The sequence below is a fragment of the Paraburkholderia sp. C35 genome (assembly GCF_003121405.1).
Lineage (GTDB): Bacteria > Pseudomonadota > Gammaproteobacteria > Burkholderiales > Burkholderiaceae > Paraburkholderia.
Genome location: NZ_QBUY01000079.1, coordinates 23,391 through 42,608, shown reverse-complemented (window position 1 = coordinate 42,608; position 19,218 = coordinate 23,391). Strand labels below are relative to the sequence as shown.

General features: G+C 64.4%; 14 protein-coding genes. 7 read left to right on the top strand and 7 right to left on the bottom strand.

Going from position 1 to position 19,218, the window contains the following annotated elements; all coding sequences use genetic code 11:
- Window positions 1-170: 170 nt before the first annotated feature.
- Both DK391_RS32020 and DK391_RS32015 read right to left on the bottom strand, forming a co-directional pair.
- Complete coding sequence (locus DK391_RS32020; protein WP_109482018.1) at window positions 171-677, bottom strand: disulfide bond formation protein B; 507 nt, start codon at window positions 675-677, stop codon at window positions 171-173.
- 128 nt (window positions 678-805) lie between these two features.
- Window positions 806-2,194, bottom strand: a complete 1,389-nt coding sequence (locus DK391_RS32015; RefSeq protein WP_109482017.1) for an amidase — start codon at window positions 2,192-2,194, stop codon at window positions 806-808.
- 239 nt (window positions 2,195-2,433) lie between these two features.
- Here DK391_RS32015 and DK391_RS32010 point away from each other — a divergent pair, with 239 nt between their 5' ends.
- From DK391_RS32010 to DK391_RS32000, 3 genes are all read left to right on the top strand, one after another.
- Window positions 2,434-4,191 (top strand): cation:proton antiporter, encoded by a 1,758-nt coding sequence (locus DK391_RS32010; protein WP_109482016.1) that lies wholly within the window; start codon window positions 2,434-2,436, stop codon window positions 4,189-4,191.
- 156 nt (window positions 4,192-4,347) lie between these two features.
- The gene (locus DK391_RS32005; RefSeq protein ID WP_109482015.1) at window positions 4,348-5,805 is read left to right on the top strand and encodes a type 1 glutamine amidotransferase; all 1,458 of its coding nucleotides are present in this window, start codon (window positions 4,348-4,350) and stop codon (window positions 5,803-5,805) included.
- Window positions 5,806-6,081: 276 nt separating this feature from the next.
- Window positions 6,082-6,801, top strand: a complete 720-nt coding sequence (locus DK391_RS32000; RefSeq protein WP_109482014.1) for a DUF2968 domain-containing protein — start codon at window positions 6,082-6,084, stop codon at window positions 6,799-6,801.
- A 150-nt stretch (window positions 6,802-6,951) separates the two neighbouring features.
- Here DK391_RS32000 and DK391_RS31995 read toward each other — a convergent pair whose 3' ends face one another.
- Both DK391_RS31995 and DK391_RS31985 read right to left on the bottom strand, forming a co-directional pair.
- Window positions 6,952-8,112, bottom strand: coding sequence for a hypothetical protein (locus DK391_RS31995; protein WP_239483008.1), 1,161 nt, complete (start codon window positions 8,110-8,112; stop codon window positions 6,952-6,954).
- A gap of 160 nt (window positions 8,113-8,272) precedes the next feature.
- Window positions 8,273-8,830 carry a GNAT family N-acetyltransferase gene (locus DK391_RS31985; protein WP_109482011.1) on the bottom strand — a complete coding sequence of 186 codons (558 nt, stop codon included), beginning with the start codon at window positions 8,828-8,830 and terminating at the stop codon, window positions 8,273-8,275.
- A gap of 387 nt (window positions 8,831-9,217) precedes the next feature.
- On the opposite strand from DK391_RS31985, the gene DK391_RS31980 reads away from it, so the two are divergent.
- Entirely contained in the window at window positions 9,218-10,519 is a 1,302-nt protein-coding gene (locus DK391_RS31980; protein ID WP_109482010.1) for an MFS transporter, read from the top strand.
- Between the two features lie 111 nt (window positions 10,520-10,630).
- Here DK391_RS31980 and DK391_RS31975 read toward each other — a convergent pair whose 3' ends face one another.
- Window positions 10,631-12,493 (bottom strand): tetratricopeptide repeat protein, encoded by a 1,863-nt coding sequence (locus DK391_RS31975; protein WP_109482020.1) that lies wholly within the window; start codon window positions 12,491-12,493, stop codon window positions 10,631-10,633.
- A 148-nt stretch (window positions 12,494-12,641) separates the two neighbouring features.
- On the opposite strand from DK391_RS31975, the gene DK391_RS31970 reads away from it, so the two are divergent.
- The 3 genes from DK391_RS31970 to DK391_RS31960 all read left to right on the top strand — a co-directional run bounded on the left by DK391_RS31970 (window position 12,642) and on the right by DK391_RS31960 (window position 15,914).
- Window positions 12,642-12,986 carry a metalloregulator ArsR/SmtB family transcription factor gene (locus DK391_RS31970; protein WP_109482009.1) on the top strand — a complete coding sequence of 115 codons (345 nt, stop codon included), beginning with the start codon at window positions 12,642-12,644 and terminating at the stop codon, window positions 12,984-12,986.
- A complete protein-coding gene (locus DK391_RS31965) occupies window positions 12,983-14,092 on the top strand; it encodes a cation diffusion facilitator family transporter (RefSeq protein ID WP_109482008.1) in 1,110 nt (369 codons plus the stop codon). The genes DK391_RS31970 and DK391_RS31965 overlap by 4 nt, the downstream gene beginning before the upstream one ends.
- Window positions 14,093-14,195: 103 nt before the next feature.
- Window positions 14,196-15,914 carry an FAD-dependent monooxygenase gene (locus DK391_RS31960; protein ID WP_109482007.1) on the top strand — a complete coding sequence of 573 codons (1,719 nt, stop codon included), beginning with the start codon at window positions 14,196-14,198 and terminating at the stop codon, window positions 15,912-15,914.
- A gap of 86 nt (window positions 15,915-16,000) precedes the next feature.
- Here the strand turns inward: DK391_RS31960 and DK391_RS31955 are convergent, their stop codons facing one another.
- The gene (locus tag DK391_RS31955) at window positions 16,001-16,258 is read right to left on the bottom strand and encodes a formate dehydrogenase subunit delta (protein WP_109482006.1); all 258 of its coding nucleotides are present in this window, start codon (window positions 16,256-16,258) and stop codon (window positions 16,001-16,003) included.
- A gap of 12 nt (window positions 16,259-16,270) precedes the next feature.
- Window positions 16,271-19,210, bottom strand: coding sequence for a formate dehydrogenase subunit alpha (gene fdhF, locus DK391_RS31950; protein ID WP_109482005.1), 2,940 nt, complete (start codon window positions 19,208-19,210; stop codon window positions 16,271-16,273).
- Window positions 19,211-19,218 lie beyond the last annotated feature (8 nt).

Below are 19,218 nucleotides of genomic sequence, written 5' to 3'. Positions count from 1 at the left end.
TGTTCAGCGGCTTTCTTTTGCCTACTTTTCTTTGCCGCGGCAAAGAAAAGTAGGTGCTGCCCCGCACAGGGGCGACGCGTGAGGCACCACTACCAAACCGCGGATGCCCGCAAAGTAGAGAGCGAAAGCGAAAGCGAAAGCAACAACAACAAAACCCAAAACCAAAACCCTCACCGCGCTCCGCGATTCCTCACCAACCCAAGCAAAATCGCCACAAACGCCACGACAAACCCGACCAACGACCCCATCGGCAACGACAACCCAAGAATCGGCGGATAAGGCGTCTCACACAGGCCAGCGCCCTTGAACACACTCGGCAGCCACTGAGCCGGAGGCAACCCATCCACAATCGGCTGCAACGCATCAAACCCGCAGCTGAAATTAGGATGCGACTGCACATAAACATGCCGGGCACCCGTCACCAACCCACACAGCGCCGACAGCAAGGCAAGAAACTCGAGCAGCCGAACGCCCGTCCATCCCCGCATCCGGGCACCAAGAAACGCAAAAACGGCAATCAGCAGATAGAAATACCGCTGGATGATGCACAACGGACAGGGATCTTCATGCTCGACGAACTGCAGATACAGCGCGCCACCCACGCGCGCGAGACAGATAAAGCCGAGCAGAACGAGCAGACCGCGCTCACGGCGCAATTTAACGTTATCGATATTCATGATCCTGCAAGCGGTGGAAGTTCGGAAAAAGGTGCGGCGATTCTAGCCGAAGCCCGTGGCGCATGCCCGCCGCCCGCTGGTGCCTTGCGAGCGGCTTGCAACGCGCCGGACACGACCCGCCGTGCACGTCAGCGGATCGTATTGAGTACCGCTTCGACGGCCCTGGCTATTCCCAGCAGCGCGTCGTCCGCATGCGGCCCGGCGGTCAGCATCAGGCCCACAGGCGCGCCGCCGCGCGGGTGGCAGGGCAGCGAGATCGCGCATGCATCGAGGAAATTGAACGCGCTCGGGTTGCGCAGCACGAGGCCATTGGCGCGGAAGAAGGCGTCGTCGTCATCGACGACATCGGCGACGCGCGGCGGCACGATCGGCACCGTCGGCGCGACGATCGCGTCGAACCGCTGCCACATCGGGCGCGCCTCGGCCAGCAGGGCGGCACGGCCGGCGAGCAGGTCGAGATAGTCGGCAGCAGTTGCCGGCTGGCCTCTCAGGATGCGTGTGAGCACGCGCGGATCGTAGGCGTCGCGCTGTGTTTCGAGCAACGGGCGGTGCCACGCGTAGGCTTCGATCGGCGAAAAACCGAAGCGGTTGATGTCCGCGAGCCGGTCGAGCGGCGCAAAACGCACGTCGCTGACAATCGCGCCCGCCGCCTCCAGATGCTTGAGCGCGGCGTCATACGCGTCGGCGACCTCCGGCTCGATGCCGTCCGTTACGTAATGGTTCAGCACGCCCAGACGCACGCCTTCCAGTGGCCGCGCCGCCGGAATCACCGGCTCCAGCCCGGCGAGAATCCGGTCCACCAGCGCGCAGCAGGCGACCGTCGCGCCGATCGGGCCGAACGAATCGAGCGTTGAGGAAAGCGGCACGCCGCCTTGCTTCGGCACGCGATCGGCGGTCGGCTTGAAGCCCGTCAGCCCGCACAGCGCGGCGGGAATGCGCAGCGAGCCGCCCGTGTCGCTGCCGAGCGCGACGGCCGCCATGCCGTCCGCCACCGACGCCGCCGCACCCGACGACGATCCGCCCGATACCCGCTCGTCACCTTTCACATCACGTCGATAAGGCGACAGCGGATTGCCGTAATGCGGATTGAGACCGAGTCCCGAAAACGCGAACTCGCTCATGTTCGTGCGCCCGACGATCACGGCGCCCGCGCGCTTGAGCCGCGCGACGGCAGGTGCGTCCGCCGCCGCAGGCGCGGCGTTCGACAGTGCCGTCGAGCCGGCGCGCGTCACCTGTCCTTCGATGTCGAACAGATCCTTCACCGACACGGGGATGCCCGCGAGCGGCGACAGCACGGTGCCGGCGGCGCGCAGGCGGTCGTGCGCGTCGGCCGTGGCGCGTGCGTTGCCGGCATCGACCTGCATGAAAACGGCTGCGCCCTGGCCGGCGGGATCGGCGATCCGTTCGAGCGCGGCTTCGACTAGCGCGCGGCTGGTCGTGCGGCCCGCGGCGAGATCGGCGGCAAGCTGGGCGAGGGGCGGGAAGGGCGTGAGATCGGGCGGCGTAGCGGTGGTCATGGCGTAAGGTCGTAGTTCGGCAGTCGAGAACCGTATTGTGACGCGTCGGGCGCGATTGGCGAGCATGCATGCAGACCCCGTGATGCGGCGCAAGTTTCGCGTCGTGAATGTCGCCCGGAAACCGCCGTGCATGGAGCGCCACGCATGTTTAGTGCATTTCGGCGGGCTACGCTAAATCGTTTTTAACCGTTCGTGCGTTACCATCGCGTTCTGGATTACTTTTTGTAAGGAACGACACTATGCACCATGGCATCGGCTTTATTCAGGATCTGGCAGTCGTGATGGCGCTGGCGGGCGTCGTCACCGTGCTGTTCCATCGCCTGAAACAGCCGGTGGTGCTCGGCTATATCGCGGCGGGCGTGATCATCGGGCCGTACACGCCGCCGTTCCAGCTGATCCACGACGAACAGACCATCCAGACGCTCGGCGAACTCGGGGTAGTGTTCCTGATGTTTTCGCTCGGCCTGGAATTCAGTCTGCGCAAGCTGTTCAAGGTCGGCGCGACGGCCATCGTGGCCGCGCTGTCGGAGATCGTGCTGATGCTGTGGATCGGCTACGAGATCGGCAGCGCATTCGGCTGGAGCCGGATGGATTCGCTGTTTCTCGGCGCGATTCTGGCGATCTCGTCGCCCACCATCATCGTCAAGGCACTCTCGGAGCTTGGCCTGAAGCGCGAGAGCTTCGCGCAACTGGTGTTCGGCATCTTGATCGTCGAGGATATTCTGGCGATCGCGATGCTGGTGCTGCTGTCGGGCATTGCGCAGACGGGCGAACTGTCGGCGGGCGTGGCGTTCGTCACGCTCGGCAAGCTGCTGCTGTTCATGACGGTGTCGCTGGTGGTGGGGATTCTGGTCGTGCCGCGCGCGCTCATCTACGTGGCAAAGTCGCAAAGCGACGAAATGCTGCTGGTGTCCGTGCTGGGCTTCTGCTTTGCGTTCTGTCTGCTGGTCGTCAAGCTCGACTACAGCATCGCGCTCGGCGCGTTCCTGATCGGCGCGATCATGGCCGAGTCGCGCCATCTGCATCGCATCGAGCATCTGATTGCGCCGCTGCGCGACGCGTTTTCCGCCATCTTCTTCGTGACCATCGGGCTGATGCTGAATCCGACCGTGCTGGTCGATTACGCATGGCCGATTGCCGTGATCACCGTCGCGGTGATTCTCGGCAAGATCGTCTCGTGCGGACTCGGCACGTTCCTCGCGGGCAAGGACGGACGTACGGCGATGCGCGTCGGCATGACGGTGTCGCAGATCGGCGAGTTCTCGTTCATCATCGCGTCGCTCGGCCTGACGCTGAAGGTGACGAGCGCGTTTCTGTATCCGATTGCCGTCGCCGTGTCCGCGCTGACGACGCTGTTCACGCCGTACCTGATCCGTGCCGCCGATCCCCTCACGCGCCGTCTGAGCCACGCGATGCCGCGCACGCTCGTCAACGTGTTCGGCATGTATGGGCAATGGCTGGGCAGTTTGAGGCCGGCGTCGGGTGAGCCGACCGTGTTCGGTCTTACCCGTCGGATCATTCTGCAAATCGCGGTCAACCTGGCGATCGTCGCGGCGATTTTTCTTGGCGCGTCTTACGGTGCACCGTACGGCACCGGGCTCATCGAGAAATGGCTACCGTCCGAACCGATGCAGCGCGTCGTGCTGTGGAGCGCGGCGCTGCTTCTTTCGATGCCGTTTCTGGTCGCCGTGTACCGGAAGACCAAGTCGCTGGCCTTGCTGCTGGCCGAGATCAGCGTCCAGCCCGCGAAGGCCGGGCGTTTCACGAGTGCGATCCGCTACGCGATTTCGGACCTCGTGCCCGTCGTGTCGATGCTGGGCGTGTTTCTGCTGGTCGCGGCGCTGTCGAGCACGATCTTGCCGCCGACGGGTCTGCTGGTTGCGGTGCTGGTGGTCGCCGCGCTGCTGCTGACGCTGTTGTGGCGCTGGTGCGTGCGAATTCACGCTACCATGCAGATCGCGCTGCGCGAGACTTTCGACGAACAACCCGATCCATGATTTGCGCCATCGTCGCCGCGCAAACCCCGTTCGCGCAAGATTGCATGTTGTGTCTCGATGTGACGAATTGTGTGCTGGTTTGCCGCGACGAGGCGCGAGGCGGATAATGAGATATGTCTAATCGTTCACGCGCGAAGACGCGTCTGTCACACAGTCATGAGCGAGAACAATTCCGATACCGCCGGTACACCCGGCACCCCATCTTCTTCAACGAGCCAACCCGGCGCTGCCGGGTCGCCACCGGCTCCAGGTCCGGGGCCGGCTACGGCACCCGCACCCACGCCCACTCCCGCGAGAGAAGCCAGAGAAGCGGCTTCCACCGATTCCCCCGAAAGCGCCTCCAATCTGACGCCCGAGAACGCCGCCGCCGCGCAGCGCCGCGAGCAGGAGCAGGTTCGCGCGAGCGCGTCGCAGGTGGCCGCGCAGCAGGAAGCGGCTGCGCGAGTGCAATCGGTCGTGTCGAGCGCGGAACGGGCGGCAGCCGCCGCGACGGGGCCGGGCGGAACGGGTGGCATGGGTGCGGCTTCAAGCGCGGCTTCAAGCGCTGGTTCAGGCGCGGCCGCGGGCCCGACCGACGTACCTACGCCGGCGGCTGCAGCGGCAGGTGGCGGCGAACCCGACGGCACACTTGGCGCATCGGCGAAGCGTGATGGCTCGCCACCGGCGGGCTTCGGCTCGGCGCCCGATTTCAGCGCATCGAATCCGCCGCCCGCGAGTGCCTATCCGCCGGGACCGCCTGCCTATCTGAAGCACAGCGATTCGGCCTGGTCCGTGTTCGGCAGGGTCATCGCCGCACGCGCGCGGCAGATCTTCGATCGGGCGGGCCGCAGGATCACGCAGCGCACGCTGCGTATCGGCGTGTCGGCGCGGATCTTCCATCCGGAGCCAGGCGCCAAGGGACTGCGCGGCAAGACGCTGCAGTATCTGGAGGAATCGATTGCGCACTGGGTGATGTCGCGCGACGTGCTCGTGTTCATGATTCCGACCGTCGGGCATCAGGGCATGCTGCATCCGAGCAACATCCGCCTGCGCGACTATGCGAAGAATCTGGACGGTCTGCTGCTGCAAGGCGGCGCCGACGTGTCGCCGCAATCGTACGCACAGGTGGCGACGCGCCCCGAATGGCCCGGCGACCGTGTGCGCGACATGTACGAACTCGAGTTGCTGCACGAATTCATCGAGTCGGGCAAGCCGGTGCTTGGCGTCTGCCGTGGCTGCCAGTTGATCAACGTCGCGTTCGGCGGCACGCTGTATCAGGACATCGCGACGGATGTGCCGACGGCGGGTGTTCACGTCAACGAACATTACGACCAGCACCGTCACTCGATTCATTTCCCCGAAGGCTCGACGCTGGTCAACATGTTCCCCGGACGGCGCGAGGCAATCGTCCACTCGATTCACCACCAGGCGGTCAATCAGCTCGGACGGGATCTGAACATCGAGGCGGTATCGGCGGCGGACGGCATCATCGAAGCCGTGCGCTACCGGCGCGCGCCGTTCGTGATGGGCGTGCAATGGCACCCGGAGTTCCATCGCGCAGGCGGTGCCGAGATGCTCGATTGCACGCCGCTGCTCGACACGTTCCTGCGGGTCGCGCGCGAAACGCGCTTCTGATCTCGCTGTATTTCCGTTGACGCGAGCGGACCGATGACGGTCCGCTCGCGTTTTTCATTTCTGGTGTCCGCGTGTCTGATGTGAGCTTGCGAAGCCGGCTTGAAGCTACATTCGTTTGAGAAAATAGCGCGCGTTTTTACGATCTTTTGCGCTTGTGCATCAGATTAGTTAGTTGTCCGTTTATCTCGATTTAAAGTCCTGCCACAGCGCATCAGAATAAGCAAAATCCGCGCGATAATCCCAGGCTGTTTCTGGATACGCATGGAGTATCGACGTATGAAGTACCTCCTGGTTCTAGGCCGCACGGCAGCGCTTGCGTTCGCTTGTGCGCTCATGCATGGCGGCGCACTGGCGGCGAGCAAGACACCGTCGGCGCCGGGTGCCGTGCGCAGCGGCGCGGTGAGTGACCCGCAAGGCGGCGTCGACGCGACCGACGATTCAGCCAGCGCGGCCGGCCTGGACATGAATGCGGGGGCGGGTGCGAGTTCGCAGGGCGATGTCGCCGATCTGATGCAACTGATCCACGATGGCGGCCTGACGGAAATGCGCACCACGTATAACGGCGGTTATGGCGCCTCCATGTTCTTCCACGCAACGAGCATGACGTTCTACGTCGCGCTCTTTCAGGACAAGCACTTCTGGCGCGTGATTCGCACGTCCGATCAGGCGCGTGCCGAGGCCGTCTACGCGGGCTTCGCCAGACAGACTGCGCAGCTTGCCGAAGTCGAGATACGCAGGACGCAGTTGCAGGCGCAGAAGGCGTCGATCGAACGCGTGATCGGCGAATCGGAGGCGCGGGCGCAGCGACTGCAGGCCGATATCGAAGTCGCGCGCGCTCAGGAGGCGAAGGTCGCCGACTATCAGCGGCAGACGCAGGACGAGACGCTTGCACTGCGCGACGAGAAGGAAAAAGCGCAGGCGCAGTTACGTGTGTTGCAGCAGCAGGTGTTGCAGTTGCAGCGTCAGGCGGAAGCAGGGTTGCCGAGCAACCGTTGATGGTCGGACGTGAGCGTGGCGCTCATGTATGACGTAGCGACGTGACAGCAAGCATGAGGCAAGGGCCGGGTCCGGTGTTGTACTGGACCTGGCCCTTGTCGTTTGAAATGGCATTTGAGCGCCCGGTATGAGAACCGGGCGCTCGCGTCCTCACTTTGAAAAGCTTTCGGGGATTTCAGTGACGCGCCGCTGCGACATGTGATTCATCCAGTCGTTGTTGTCGCTATTCACATGGTCCTGGCGCGAAGCGGCGGGCGCGATGTTGCGCACATGCGTGCTTGCCGAGATCGTGACGGACTCGTACTCACTGTCGAGCCGCGCGGAAGGCGCAACTGGCGAGTACTCACCGGCGACGGACGGCGCATGCCGCGTGCGATGCTCGACCGCAAGTGGCGCAACGGAGTACGTTTTTGCCGATGCGTGTCCGCTAGAACGCGGCGCCGCGTCCGATAGATCGGCGATGGTGTTCGACGTACGGCGCGGGGCGGTGCTGGCGAGTGCCTTGCGCTCGTGCTTCGTCAGATTCCCGGTGCGCGCCTCGCGCATGCGATGGGTGGATGCGGGCGGCGCCGTACTCTTTGCGGAAGTGCCAACGATAGCATCGACGCCGCGTGACGCCGGATATGTCGTAGCACCCTTCGCAGCAGCCTCGGTTGGCGCCAGACGCACGTTGGCGGATTGGGCTGAGGCGGGTGCGCGATAGGTCGTAACAGTCTGGTCCGGACCGCGCAGGCTCAAGTCGTTTCGTGCGCGATTCCATGCGGCAGGCGCGCTCGCCGCCGGACGCTCGACACTTCCAGCAATGCTATGCAGCGGCTTCTCCTGTCCAGCCGGCCCAACGCCAGATGCACTGGCGTCAAGCGTGACCTCGGGCGCAGCGGCCAGCGCGGGCGCTGCCGAATGCCGGGGATGACTCGCCATCAGCCACGCAATCACGGCCAGACCGCTCATTGTGCATGCGCCACCGACCAGCGCATTCCATTGACGCTCGTTGCGAACAGCGCGTTGCACAGGGTGACGTACGCCGGGCGGTATCGCGCCGGACGTGAGCGTGGCGGCAGCCAAACCTGCAGTGGCGGGCCGTGCGAGCAGGCTTTGTGGATCCCAGCGGCACATTGCGCGGATTGCGTCGGCACTCAGGCAGACCGTGTGCAGCATGGCGGCGTAGAGCGCCTTCAGTTCGATGCGGAAGCTGACGTTGGGCGGCAGCAGCGCCCATTCACGGCCGAGCGAGCGCGACACCAGTTCGAGAGGCCGGAGGCGCGGCATGCTGATTTCGCCGGCTACGAGTGTGAGTGGAATGGTCGACACGGTCTTCGCCTCGTTCTTGTTCGCGTTTTGCAGCCTCGAGGCGGCGGACAACAGGCTTGCGCGTGGCGAATGCCACGATGCCGTCGAGGCGTTCGGTCGCGGAATGGTGACAGGCGAATGCGCGTCCAGCGATCAGATAAATCCGAAATAGTTAGTTATCTTAATAAAGTGTCGATGCGCGATCGAGACGATAGACATATCTCAATGCGGTGATGTCGATGCCGCCCATGTGATCCGGTTCGGCGCCCGAAAAGGTCCAGCCTTGCCGCTCATAGAAGGCGATGGCGGGCGCATTGCCGTCCAGCACATACAGATACAGTTGCGCCTCGCCGTGCTCGCGCGCCCAGTCCTGCGCGGCGCGCATCAGCAGCTTGCCGGCGCCGATGCCCTGATGCGCGGGCAGGGCGTGCAGATTGTCGAGCAGCACACCCCACGGCGAGTCGGGCTGAAGCTCGACGCACATGAAACCGATCGCTTCGCCCGCCCGCTCCGCGATCAGCACGCTGCGCCGCTCGGCGCCCGGCGCGGACATACGCGCGCGCCAGTACGACGCGCGCTCGTGCACGACCTCGCCGTCGAGGAACGTGTCGGGCAACAACCCGCGGTAGGTGGCCTGCCAGCTCGCGCTGTGAATGGCGGCGATCAGTTCGGCGTCGGCCTCGGTCGCGGGACGCAACGCAAGAGGGGAGACAGCGGGCAGCGAAGCGGAATCAGGCATTGCGGCAGTCAGGACGAAGGGATTGGCCGTCGGCAGACGGCAACGGAATCACGATACGGCGCATGTCGTCCGGCGTCACCTGTCGCGCGTTGCCGGTCGAAAACCGCATCGGAAGAATATTCTTGCTGGATGGCGATTGTAAGCAAATTGTATTAAATGCACGCCTTCCAGAGTAACGTTATTATCACGTCAGGGGCAGGTTGTAAGCGAAATCTCACGTTTACCCTTATATCTACGCAACAGACGCCGCATGAGAATACCGCGCGCCCACGCGCTGTGCCCCCACGGGGCAAGAGACCAGCCTGGCCGAGCCAGACCGGGCATCCGCGGTTTTTTGCGGATCGTTTGAACTGCCCGACGCTGCATCGGGCTCATATCGAGAAAGTCATGGCAACTGCATCCCATGCTCACGTAGCGACGGACGAATCCAAGGTCCGTACCGTATTCCGCGTCGTCAGCGGCAACTTCCTGGAAATGTACGACTTCATGGTCTACGGCTACTACGCCGCGGCCATCGCGAAGACGTATTTTCCGAGCGGCAACGAGTTCGCCTCGCTGATGCTGTCGCTGTCGGTGTTCGGCGCCGGCTTCCTGATGCGACCGCTGGGCGCGATCGTGCTCGGCGCGTACATCGACCACCACGGCCGACGCAAGGGGCTGATCCTGACGCTCGCGCTGATGGCGCTCGGCACGCTGACGGTCGCGGCCATTCCCGGTTACGCGACGATCGGCGTGCTCGCGCCCGTGCTCGTGCTGCTCGGGCGATTGCTGCAAGGTTTCTCGGCGGGTGTCGAACTGGGCGGCGTGTCCGTGTATCTGTCGGAGATCGCCACCAAGGGCAACAAGGGCTTCTATTGCTCGTGGCAATCGGGCAGCCAGCAGGTGGCCGTGGTGTTCGCGGCGCTGATCGGCGTGGTGCTGAACCGTGCGCTGCCGGCTGACCAGATGACGGCGTGGGGATGGCGCGTGCCGTTCCTTATCGGCTGCCTGATCGTGCCGTTCCTGTTCCTGATCCGCCGCTCGCTGAAGGAAACGGATGAATTCCTCGCGAAGAAGCATCGCCCGTCGGTTGGCGAAATCTTCGCGTCGATGGTCCAGAACTGGGGCGTCGTGCTGGGTGGCATGGGCATGGTCATCATGACGACGGTGTCGTTCTACATGATTACCGCGTACACGCCGACCTTCGGCAAGGAAGTGCTGAAGCTCGATGCCATCGATACCCTGATCGTCACGGTCTGCATCGGCGTGTCAAACCTGGTCTGGCTGCCTGTCGCGGGGGCGATCTCGGATCGCATCGGTCGTCGTCCCGTGCTGCTGACGTTCACGATTCTCACCATCCTGACGTCGTATCCGGCAGTGCAGTGGCTGGTTGCCGATCCGTCGTTCGCGCGTCTGCTGATGGGCGAACTGTGGCTCTCGTTCCTGTACGGCTGCTACAACGGCGGCATGGTCGTCGCGTTGACGGAAATCATGCCGTCCGACGTGCGCACGGCCGGTTTCTCGCTCGCGTACAGCCTGGCGACGACGATCGGCGGCTTCACGCCAGCCATCGCCACGTACCTGATTCACTCGACGGGTAACAAGGCGGCGCCTGGCCTGTGGATGAGCGTTGCCGCCGTGTGCGGCCTGATCGCGACGCTGGTGCTGTATCGCACGCAGGAAGCGCGTAATCAGTACCGCACGGCGTAAGCGTCCGGCGCGTTAGCCGGAGCGTCTGCCAGAAAGCAAAACCCCCGCACGCGTGCGGGGGTTTTTCATTTGTAGCAGCCGATTTTTCGCGGCGTCGGCGTCCAGTCCCGCTCAGTCCCGCAATGCCGCAGCGACTTCGTCGACCACGTCGGCCCACGCGCCCGGCTGCGACTGCCGCACGAGCCGCGCGGACGGATACCACGGGCTACGCGTGTCGCGTGTGAACCAGCGCCAGTCGGCGGCGAACGGCAGCATCAGCCAGAGCGGCTTGCCGAGCGCGCCGGCAAGATGCGCTATCGACGTATCGATCGATACCACGCCGTCGAGCCGCTCGATGATGGCGGCTGTATCGGCGAAGTCCTGAATGCGTCCGTCGAAGCGATGGATGTTGTGCGCGCGCGGGTGCGCGTCGAGCGCGGCGCGTTCTTCATCACCGAGGGCGGGCTGCAGCACGATCCAGTCGATGCCATCGAGTGCCAACAACGGTTCGAGTGCGGCCAGCGGCAGCGAGCGGTTTTCCTGACGCTGGGCGCGCCCCGACCACGCGAGACCGAGCTTGCGCTTCGCATGTCCGCCGAGCGAACCACGCCATGTGCGGCGCGCTGCGGCAGGCGCGTTCAGATACGGCGCGCGGGCGGGAATCGTGTCGGGTTCCGTGCCGAGCGCAAACGGCAGGCTCAGCAGCGGACATTGCAGATCGACGCGCGGCCTTGGCGCGCCCTGGGCGATCAGCGTGACGCGCCACTGCTGCGCGCTTGGCGCGAGCAGCGACATCAGTTGCGGTTGCACTTCGAGCACGACATGGGCAGCGCGCTGTGCAGCCAGTTCGACGAAGCGCACGAATTGCAGCGTGTCGCCGAAACCCTGTTCGGCGTGCACGAGCAGCGTGCGGCCCGCGAGCGGCTCGCCGTTCCATCGCGGCAGCGTGGGCGCATTCGCCGACATGGCCGCGTTGGACTGTGCCGCGTTCTCCAGCCGCCATTCGTATTCGGGCAGGCCACGCTTGAAATCGCCGAGCGTCAGCAGCGTGACACCGCGGTTCATGTGCGCGATGGCCGAATCGGGCCACAAACGCAACGCCTGATCGAATGTGCGCACGGCGGCATCGTACGCGCCTAGTGCGTGATGCGCGGCGCCGAGGCTCAGCCATGCGAGCACGAAGTTGGGGTCGAGGCCGACCGCACGCTCGAAGCGCGGCCGCGCTTCGTCGTGACGCCCGAGCGAGGCGAGTGCATTGCCGAGGCCGAACAGCGCGGGCGGCAAATTGGGTTGCAGCGCGAGCGCAGCTTCGAACTCGGCGACGGCGGCTTCATGCTGGCCCGTCGCATCGAGCGTGTTGGCGAGATTGAAGCGCGCGGCGACAAAGCGCGGCTCGGCCTTCAGCGCCGCGCGGAAATGCGCGCTGGCTTCCGTGGTCGAGCCGAGCGCGTTGAGCGCCATACCGATGTTGTTGTGCGCGCCCGCATGGCCGGGCCGCAGTTCGAGCGCACGGCGGAACGAATCGACGGCTTCGCTGTGACGGCCGAGCGCATGCAGCGCGTTGCCAAGGTTGACGTGCGACGACGCATCCATCGGCTGCAGGCGCAGCGATTTTTCGAACGAGTCGACGGCGTCTTCATGGCGCCCGGCAAGCGCGTAGGCGTTGCCGAGGTTGTAGTGCGCCATCGGAAAGGTCGGCGCGAGCGTCAGCGCGTTGCGAAAGCGTTCGATTGCCTGATCGAGCCGGCCGAGCGCCTTCAGCGCATTGCCGAGGTTCAGTTGCAGCGCGGCATCTTGCGGGCGCAGGTCGGCTGCGCGGCGCACGAGGTCGGCCGCCTCTTCGTGCTGGCCTTGCTGGTGGCGCAACACGCCGAGCAGATGCAGCGCATCGACGTGAGCAGGATCGAGTTCGAGGGTGGCGCGGTAGCCGCGCTCGGCGTCGTCGAGCCGTCCGTCGCGATGCGCGCTGTAGGCGCGGTCGAAAGCTGGGTGCATGACGCAGGCGAGGGTGTAAAGCAGGAAAACGCGCATTTTCCCATACTCGGAGCATGGCTCCCGACTTGACGCGGAGAGTGTTGCTCAATAACATATGAACATCTATTCATATGTATGTGTCGATTATGTGACGGCACACTCCCCGGAAATGTCTTCTCTCCTGTCCCTCAATACAGACGACCGCGTCGTCGAGATCGCCGATCTGTTCCGGCTGCTGGGCGACCCGACGCGTCTGCGCATCGTGCTCGCGTGCGTCGACGAGCGGCGCGCAGTCGGCGCGATTGCAGAATCGCTGCATCTGTCGCCTTCGCTGGTCAGCCATCATCTGCGGCTATTGCGCGCCGCGCGCATCGTGCGCGCGGAACGGCAGGGCAAGCAGGTGTTTTACGTCGCCGCCGACTGCCACATCAGCGGCATGCTGACCGACATGCTCGAGCACGTCGCCGAACCCATCAATGAGGTCGCCAGCGACCTCGCGCAGGATCACGCATGAAATACACCGCTCATCAGACCGACGACTCGACGCCGCAACATGCGCCGAAGCCCGACCCGCACGTGCACACGGATGCATGCGGGCATGCGGGGCATGACCACGCGGAACACGGCCACGAGCACGATCACGGTCACGCACACGACCACACGCAAGCAGCGCGTGGCAAGGCAGCGCACGCGCATAGCCACGGGCATGGGCACGGCCATCATCATCATCACGCGCCCGCCGCAGGACATGGACGCGCGTTTGCAATCGCTGTCGCATTGAACGTGACGATCGTGGTGGTGCAGGGCATTTACGGCGTGCTCGCCAATTCGACTGCACTGCTCGCCGATGCCGGCCACAACCTCTCCGACGTGCTCGGCCTGCTGCTCGCATGGGGCGCGACCTGGCTGGCGACGCGCCGTCCGTCGGCGGGCTTTACCTTCGGCCTCGGGGGCTCGTCGATTCTCGCCAGTCTGCTCAACGCGGGCCTGCTGCTGTTCGCATGCGGCGTGATCGTCGCCGAGGCGGTCGGCAGGTTGATTCATCCGTCGCCTGTCGCGGGTCTCGATGTGTTCATCGTCGCGCTGATCGGCATGGCCGTGAACGGGTTCTCCGCATGGCTCTTCATGCGCGGCTCGGAAGACGACCTGAACATTCGCGGCGCCTTCATGCACATGGCCGCCGACGCCGCCGTGTCGGCCGCCGTCGCCATCAGCGGTCTGGCGATCCTGTTTACCGGCTGGACGTGGCTCGACCCGGTGATGAGTATCGTCGTGGTCGCGGTGATCGTGGTCGGCACATGGGGTCTGCTGCGCGACTCGCTGAAGCTCGCGCTCAACGGCGTGCCGCCCGGCGTCGACGTGCAGAAGATCCGCGCGTACCTCGCCGCGCAACCCGGCGTCACCGATGTGCACGACCTGCACGTGTGGGCGCTGTCGACCACGGGCAATGCGCTGTCCGCGCATCTCGTCATCCCGACAGGCCATCCGGGCGACAGGGTGCTCGACGGTATCGTCGGCACGCTGCGCGTGGAGTTCGACATGCATCATGCGACCTTGCAGGTCGACATGGGCACGACGCAGCATCGCTGCGCGCTCGATCACGCGCCGCACGCGCATTGAGGCGCGCGGCACGGCCACTTTGATGCGCCGCGTCGTGGACCATGCGGCAGTGAGCAGGAGGCTCGGCGTACACTAGCAGGCATGTCCGACTGCGGAGGTCTGCATGACGGGTGCTTCCATCGACGTACCGCCCGTGCTGATCGTCGGCGCGGGGCCGACGGGACTGGCGGCAGCCATGAGTCTTGCGCGTGCGCAGGTGCCCGTGCGGCTCATCGACAGGGCTCTGCATCCGAGCCCGTATTCGCGGGCCATCGGCATTCAGGCACGCACGCTCGAACTGCTGGAGCAGCATCGACTCGTCGACCGGTTTCTCGAACTCGGTCATCGTGCGCGCACGGCGAATCTGTATTCGAATGGCCAGCGTCTCGCGCGGCTCGATTTCGATCCGCTGCAAACGCGCTATCCGTATCTGCTGTTTCTCGACCAGTCCGTCACCGAGCGGCTGTTGACCGAGCATCTTGCGACCTTCGGCGTGCAGGTCGAGCGCGGCGTCGAGCTGACGATGTTCGCGCAGGGATCGGCGGGCATCAACGCGACCCTGCAGCGCGACGACGGTCACATCGAGACGCTGCATCCGTCGTACATGATTGCCGCCGACGGCGCGCACAGCGCCGTGCGTCACCGGCTCGGCATGAGCTTCGCGGGCAAGACCTTCGAGCAGACGTTTCTGCTCGCCGACATCGAAGCCGACACGGGCTGGTCCGACGACGAATTCCACATCTTCGCGTCGGGCGCGGGGTTGGCGGCGCTGTTTCCGATGGGACATGGCCGACACCGCCTGATCGCCGATCATCCGACCATGCCTGCCGTCGCACCTTCGTCGGAAGGCAATGCCGAGCCGCTCACGGCGGTTGCTGCGCCCACGCTGGAAGAATGCCGGCTGATCGCGAAGAACCGCATTCATCACCCTGTCGAACTGGGCAGCCTGGCGTGGTCCAGCTACTTTCATCTGAACAGCCGCATGGTCGAGCAGTTGCGCGTGGAGCGTGTGTTCCTCGCAGGTGACGCGGCGCATGTGCATAGCCCCGCGGGCGCGCAGGGCATGAATACGGGCATCCAGGAAGCATTCAATCTGGGCTGGAAAATCGCGCGCGTGCTGAACGGCGATGCGCCTGACCGGTTGCTCGACACGTATCACCTGGAACGTCATCCCATCGAGCGCGATGTGCTGCGGCAGACAAGCTTCGTCACGCATATGGCGGAAGCCGATCACGGGCCGCTCAAGCTGCTGCGCGAGCGCGTGATGCCCGTGCTTGCCGCGCTGGGACCGTTGCGCGATGCGGCGCGTCTGACCGTCAGCGAGCTGTCGATTCAATACCGGCGCTCGCCGTTGACGCTCGAACGTGTGCTCGATGGCGGCCCGCGCGCGGGAGAGCGTGCGCCGGATGCGTTCGTGCATGTCGTCGATGGGCCGTTGGGGCGAGCACCTGGCACAGGATGCATTTTCGATCTGCACGATCCCGCGTTCTTTTCGCTGTTTTTGCTGGTGGATCCGCCTGACGATGCCATGTCGGGTAATGGCAAGCTGCTTGCACTAGGACGCAAGCCCGTGCGACCCGAGGATCTCGACCGGTTCGTGGCGGCTGTCGAGGATTTGCTGCCAGGGGCGGGGCGTGTGTGGCGGGTAGCGGAGGCGGACGGAGCGGGCGGCGGGCCATCGCTGCGTGAGTCGTTTGGCCGTACGCGGCCTTCGTTCTATTTCGTGCGCCCAGATGGGTATGTGTGCGCGCGTGGGCGTCCCGGATCGGATCTCAACGGGTTATTGCGGCATTGCGAGGCGTGGTTCGCGAAAGGTGCGGGGACCGAGCCGCCGCCGGTGTGACACGCAAAAAAAAGCGTCCGCATCCTGTCGGACGCGAACGCGAAACTGCTGTTGCCATCAAAAAAACGTAGCGCGGTGCAAGCGCCTCACGCCGCAGGTGCCGCCTCCTTGGGCGTCAAATCTTCCCGATGCCTGACGAGCGCCTCACGCACCATCTCGTGCAATTCCAGTTCGACACCTTCAGGATTCGCATGCAGCGTCGCGAGAATCGAGCGCCGCATGCGCGGCTCCCAGAACCGGCGAATATGATCCGCGATGTTGTCGATCGCTTCATCGCGATCCGGCATCGACTCGAAAAAATCGCCGATGCGGTTCGCCATGTCGACCAGGTTATGTGCGTCCATTGCGTTACCCCGTTATTTGCCTGACGTCGTCGCCATCTCGCGCTTCTCCAGATGCTCGAGCTGCTCGTCGTTGAAGCGCGAATAATCCTTCTGCCATTGCGACGGCTGCTCGACAGGCATCACCTGCACGGCCGTCACCTTGTACTCGGGACAATTCGTCGCCCAGTCGGAGCTATCCGTCGTAATCACGTTCGCGCCGGATTCGGGGAAGTGGAATGTCGTGTAGACCACGCCCGGCTGCATCCGGTCCGCCACCTTCGCGCGCAGCACGGTATAGCCCGCACGCGATTCGATGCCGACCCAGTCGTCATCCTTGATGCCGCGATCTTCCGCATCGTGCGGATGGATCTCCAGACGATCCTCGTCGTGCCAGCGCGAATTCTCCGTGCGCCGCGTCTGCGCGCCGACGTTGTACTGCGACAGAATGCGGCCCGTCGTCAGGATCAGCGGGAACTTCTGGTTGACCTTCTCCGGCGTCGCGACGTACTTCGTGATCACGAACTTGCCCTTGCCGCGCACGAAGCCATCGATGTGCATCGTCGGCGTGCCGTCCGGCGCGTTCTCGTTGCACGGCCACTGGATGCTGCCCAGCTTGTCGAGCTTTTCGTACGACACGCCGTGGAACGTCGGCGTGAGGCGCGCGATCTCGTCCATGATCTGCGACGGATGCGTGTAATTCATCTCGTAGCCGAGCGCGCGGGCCAGCAGAATGGTCTCTTCCCAGTCCGAGTAGCCAGGCATCGGCGGCATCACCTTGCGAACGCGCGAGAGGCGGCGTTCTGCATTGGTGAACGTGCCGTCCGTTTCGAGGAAGGGCGAACCCGGCAGCAGCACGTGCGCGTACTTCGCCGTTTCGTTCAGGAAGATGTCCTGCACGACGATACATTCCATCGACGACAGCGCCGCGCCCACATGCTGCGTGTTCGGATCGGACTGGACGATGTCTTCGCCCTGGCAATACAGGCCCATGAAGCTGCCGTGCAAGGCGGCATCGAACATGTTGGGAATGCGCAGGCCCGGTTCCGGCTGCAGCGTCACGCCCCATTCGGTTTCGAACAGCGTGCGCGTCACCGTATCGCTGATATGGCGATAGCCGGGTAGTTCATGCGGGAACGAACCCATGTCGCACGAACCCTGCACGTTGTTCTGGCCGCGCAGCGGATTCACGCCTACACCTTCGCGGCCGATATTGCCCGTCGCCATCGCGAGGTTCGCGATGCCCATCACCGTCGTCGAACCTTGTGCGTGTTCCGTCACGCCGAGGCCGTAGTAGATCGCCGCATTGCCGCCCGTCGCGTAGAGTCGCGCGGCTTCGCGCACCTGTTGCGCGGGGACGCCCGTCACGCTTTCCATCATTTCCGGCGAGTTCTCCGGCAGCGCGACGAAATCGCGCCAGTGCTGGAACGCGCGCGTTTCGCAGCGCTCGGCGATGAACGGCTCATTGAGCAGACCTTCCGACACCAGCACGTGCGCCAGCGACGTCACCATCGCGACGTTCGTGCCCGGACGCAGTTGCAGGTGATGCGTGGCTTTCACGTGCGCGGTATCGACGATATCGATGCGACGCGGATCGACCACGATCAGCTTCGCGCCTTCACGAACACGACGCTTCAGACGCGAGCCGAACACCGGGTGGCCGTCGGTCGGATTCGCGCCGATCACGATGATCACGTCGGATTTATCGACGGAAGCAAAAGTCTGCGTACCCGCCGATTCGCCGAGCGTCGTCTTCAGGCCGTAGCCCGTCGGCGAGTGGCACACGCGTGCGCAGGTGTCGACGTTGTTGTTGCCGAACGCGGCGCGCACCAGCTTCTGCACCAGATACGTTTCTTCGTTCGTGCAGCGCGACGACGTGATGCCGCCGATCGAATCGCGGCCGTACTTTTCCTGGATGCGGCGGAACTCCGATGCCGCATAGCTCAGCGCTTCCTCCCAGCTGACTTCGCGCCACGGATCGGTGATCTTCGCGCGGATCATCGGCTTCTTGATGCGGTCTTTGTGGGTCGCGTAACCCCACGCGAAGCGGCCCTTCACGCACGCGTGGCCTTCGTTCGCCTGGCCGTTCTTGTGCGGCACCATGCGCACGACGGTGTTGCCCTTCATCTCGGCCTTGAATGAGCAGCCGACACCGCAATACGCGCAGGTCGTCACCAGCGAGTGCTCGGCCTGACCGAGCATCACGATGCTCTTTTCGGACAGCGTTGCCGTCGGGCATGCCGCGACGCACGCGCCGCACGACACGCATTCCGAATCCATGAACGGCTGGTTTTCGCTTGCCGCCACACGCGACTCGAAACCGCGACCCGCGATGGTCAACGCGAACGTGCCTTGCGTTTCTTCACACGCGCGCACGCAGCGATTGCAGACGATGCACTTCGACGGGTCGTAGGTGAAGTACGGGTTCGACTCGTCCTTCTTGTCCTTCAGGTGATTCTCGCCGTCATAGCCATAGCGCACTTCGCGCAGGCCCGTCACGCCCGCCATGTCCTGCAGTTCGCAGTTGCCGTTGGCAGGGCAGGTGAGACAGTCGAGCGGGTGATCGGAGATGTACAGCTCCATCACGTTGCGGCGCAGGCCTTGCAGACGGTCCGTCTGCGTGCGCACCTTCATGCCCGCTTCGACAGGCGTCGTGCACGACGCGGGATAACCGCGCCGTCCTTCGATCTCGACCAGACACAGACGGCACGAGCCGAACGGTTCGAGTGAATCGGTTGCGCACAGCTTCGGAATGTTGACGCCGGCCTCGGCGGCGGCGCGCATCACCGACGTGCCCGCCGGCACCGTGATCGCCTGACCGTCGATTTCGAGCGTCACGTCGACGTCGGAATGACGCAGCGGCGTGCCGTAGTCGGTATCGTCCATCGGGCCGCGCTCGTTGCGCAGCGCGCCCGCCTTGCAGGCACAGTTGCCGGAGCCGCAGCCGCCGGATTTGAATGTGATCGGATCGGACATGTTGGACT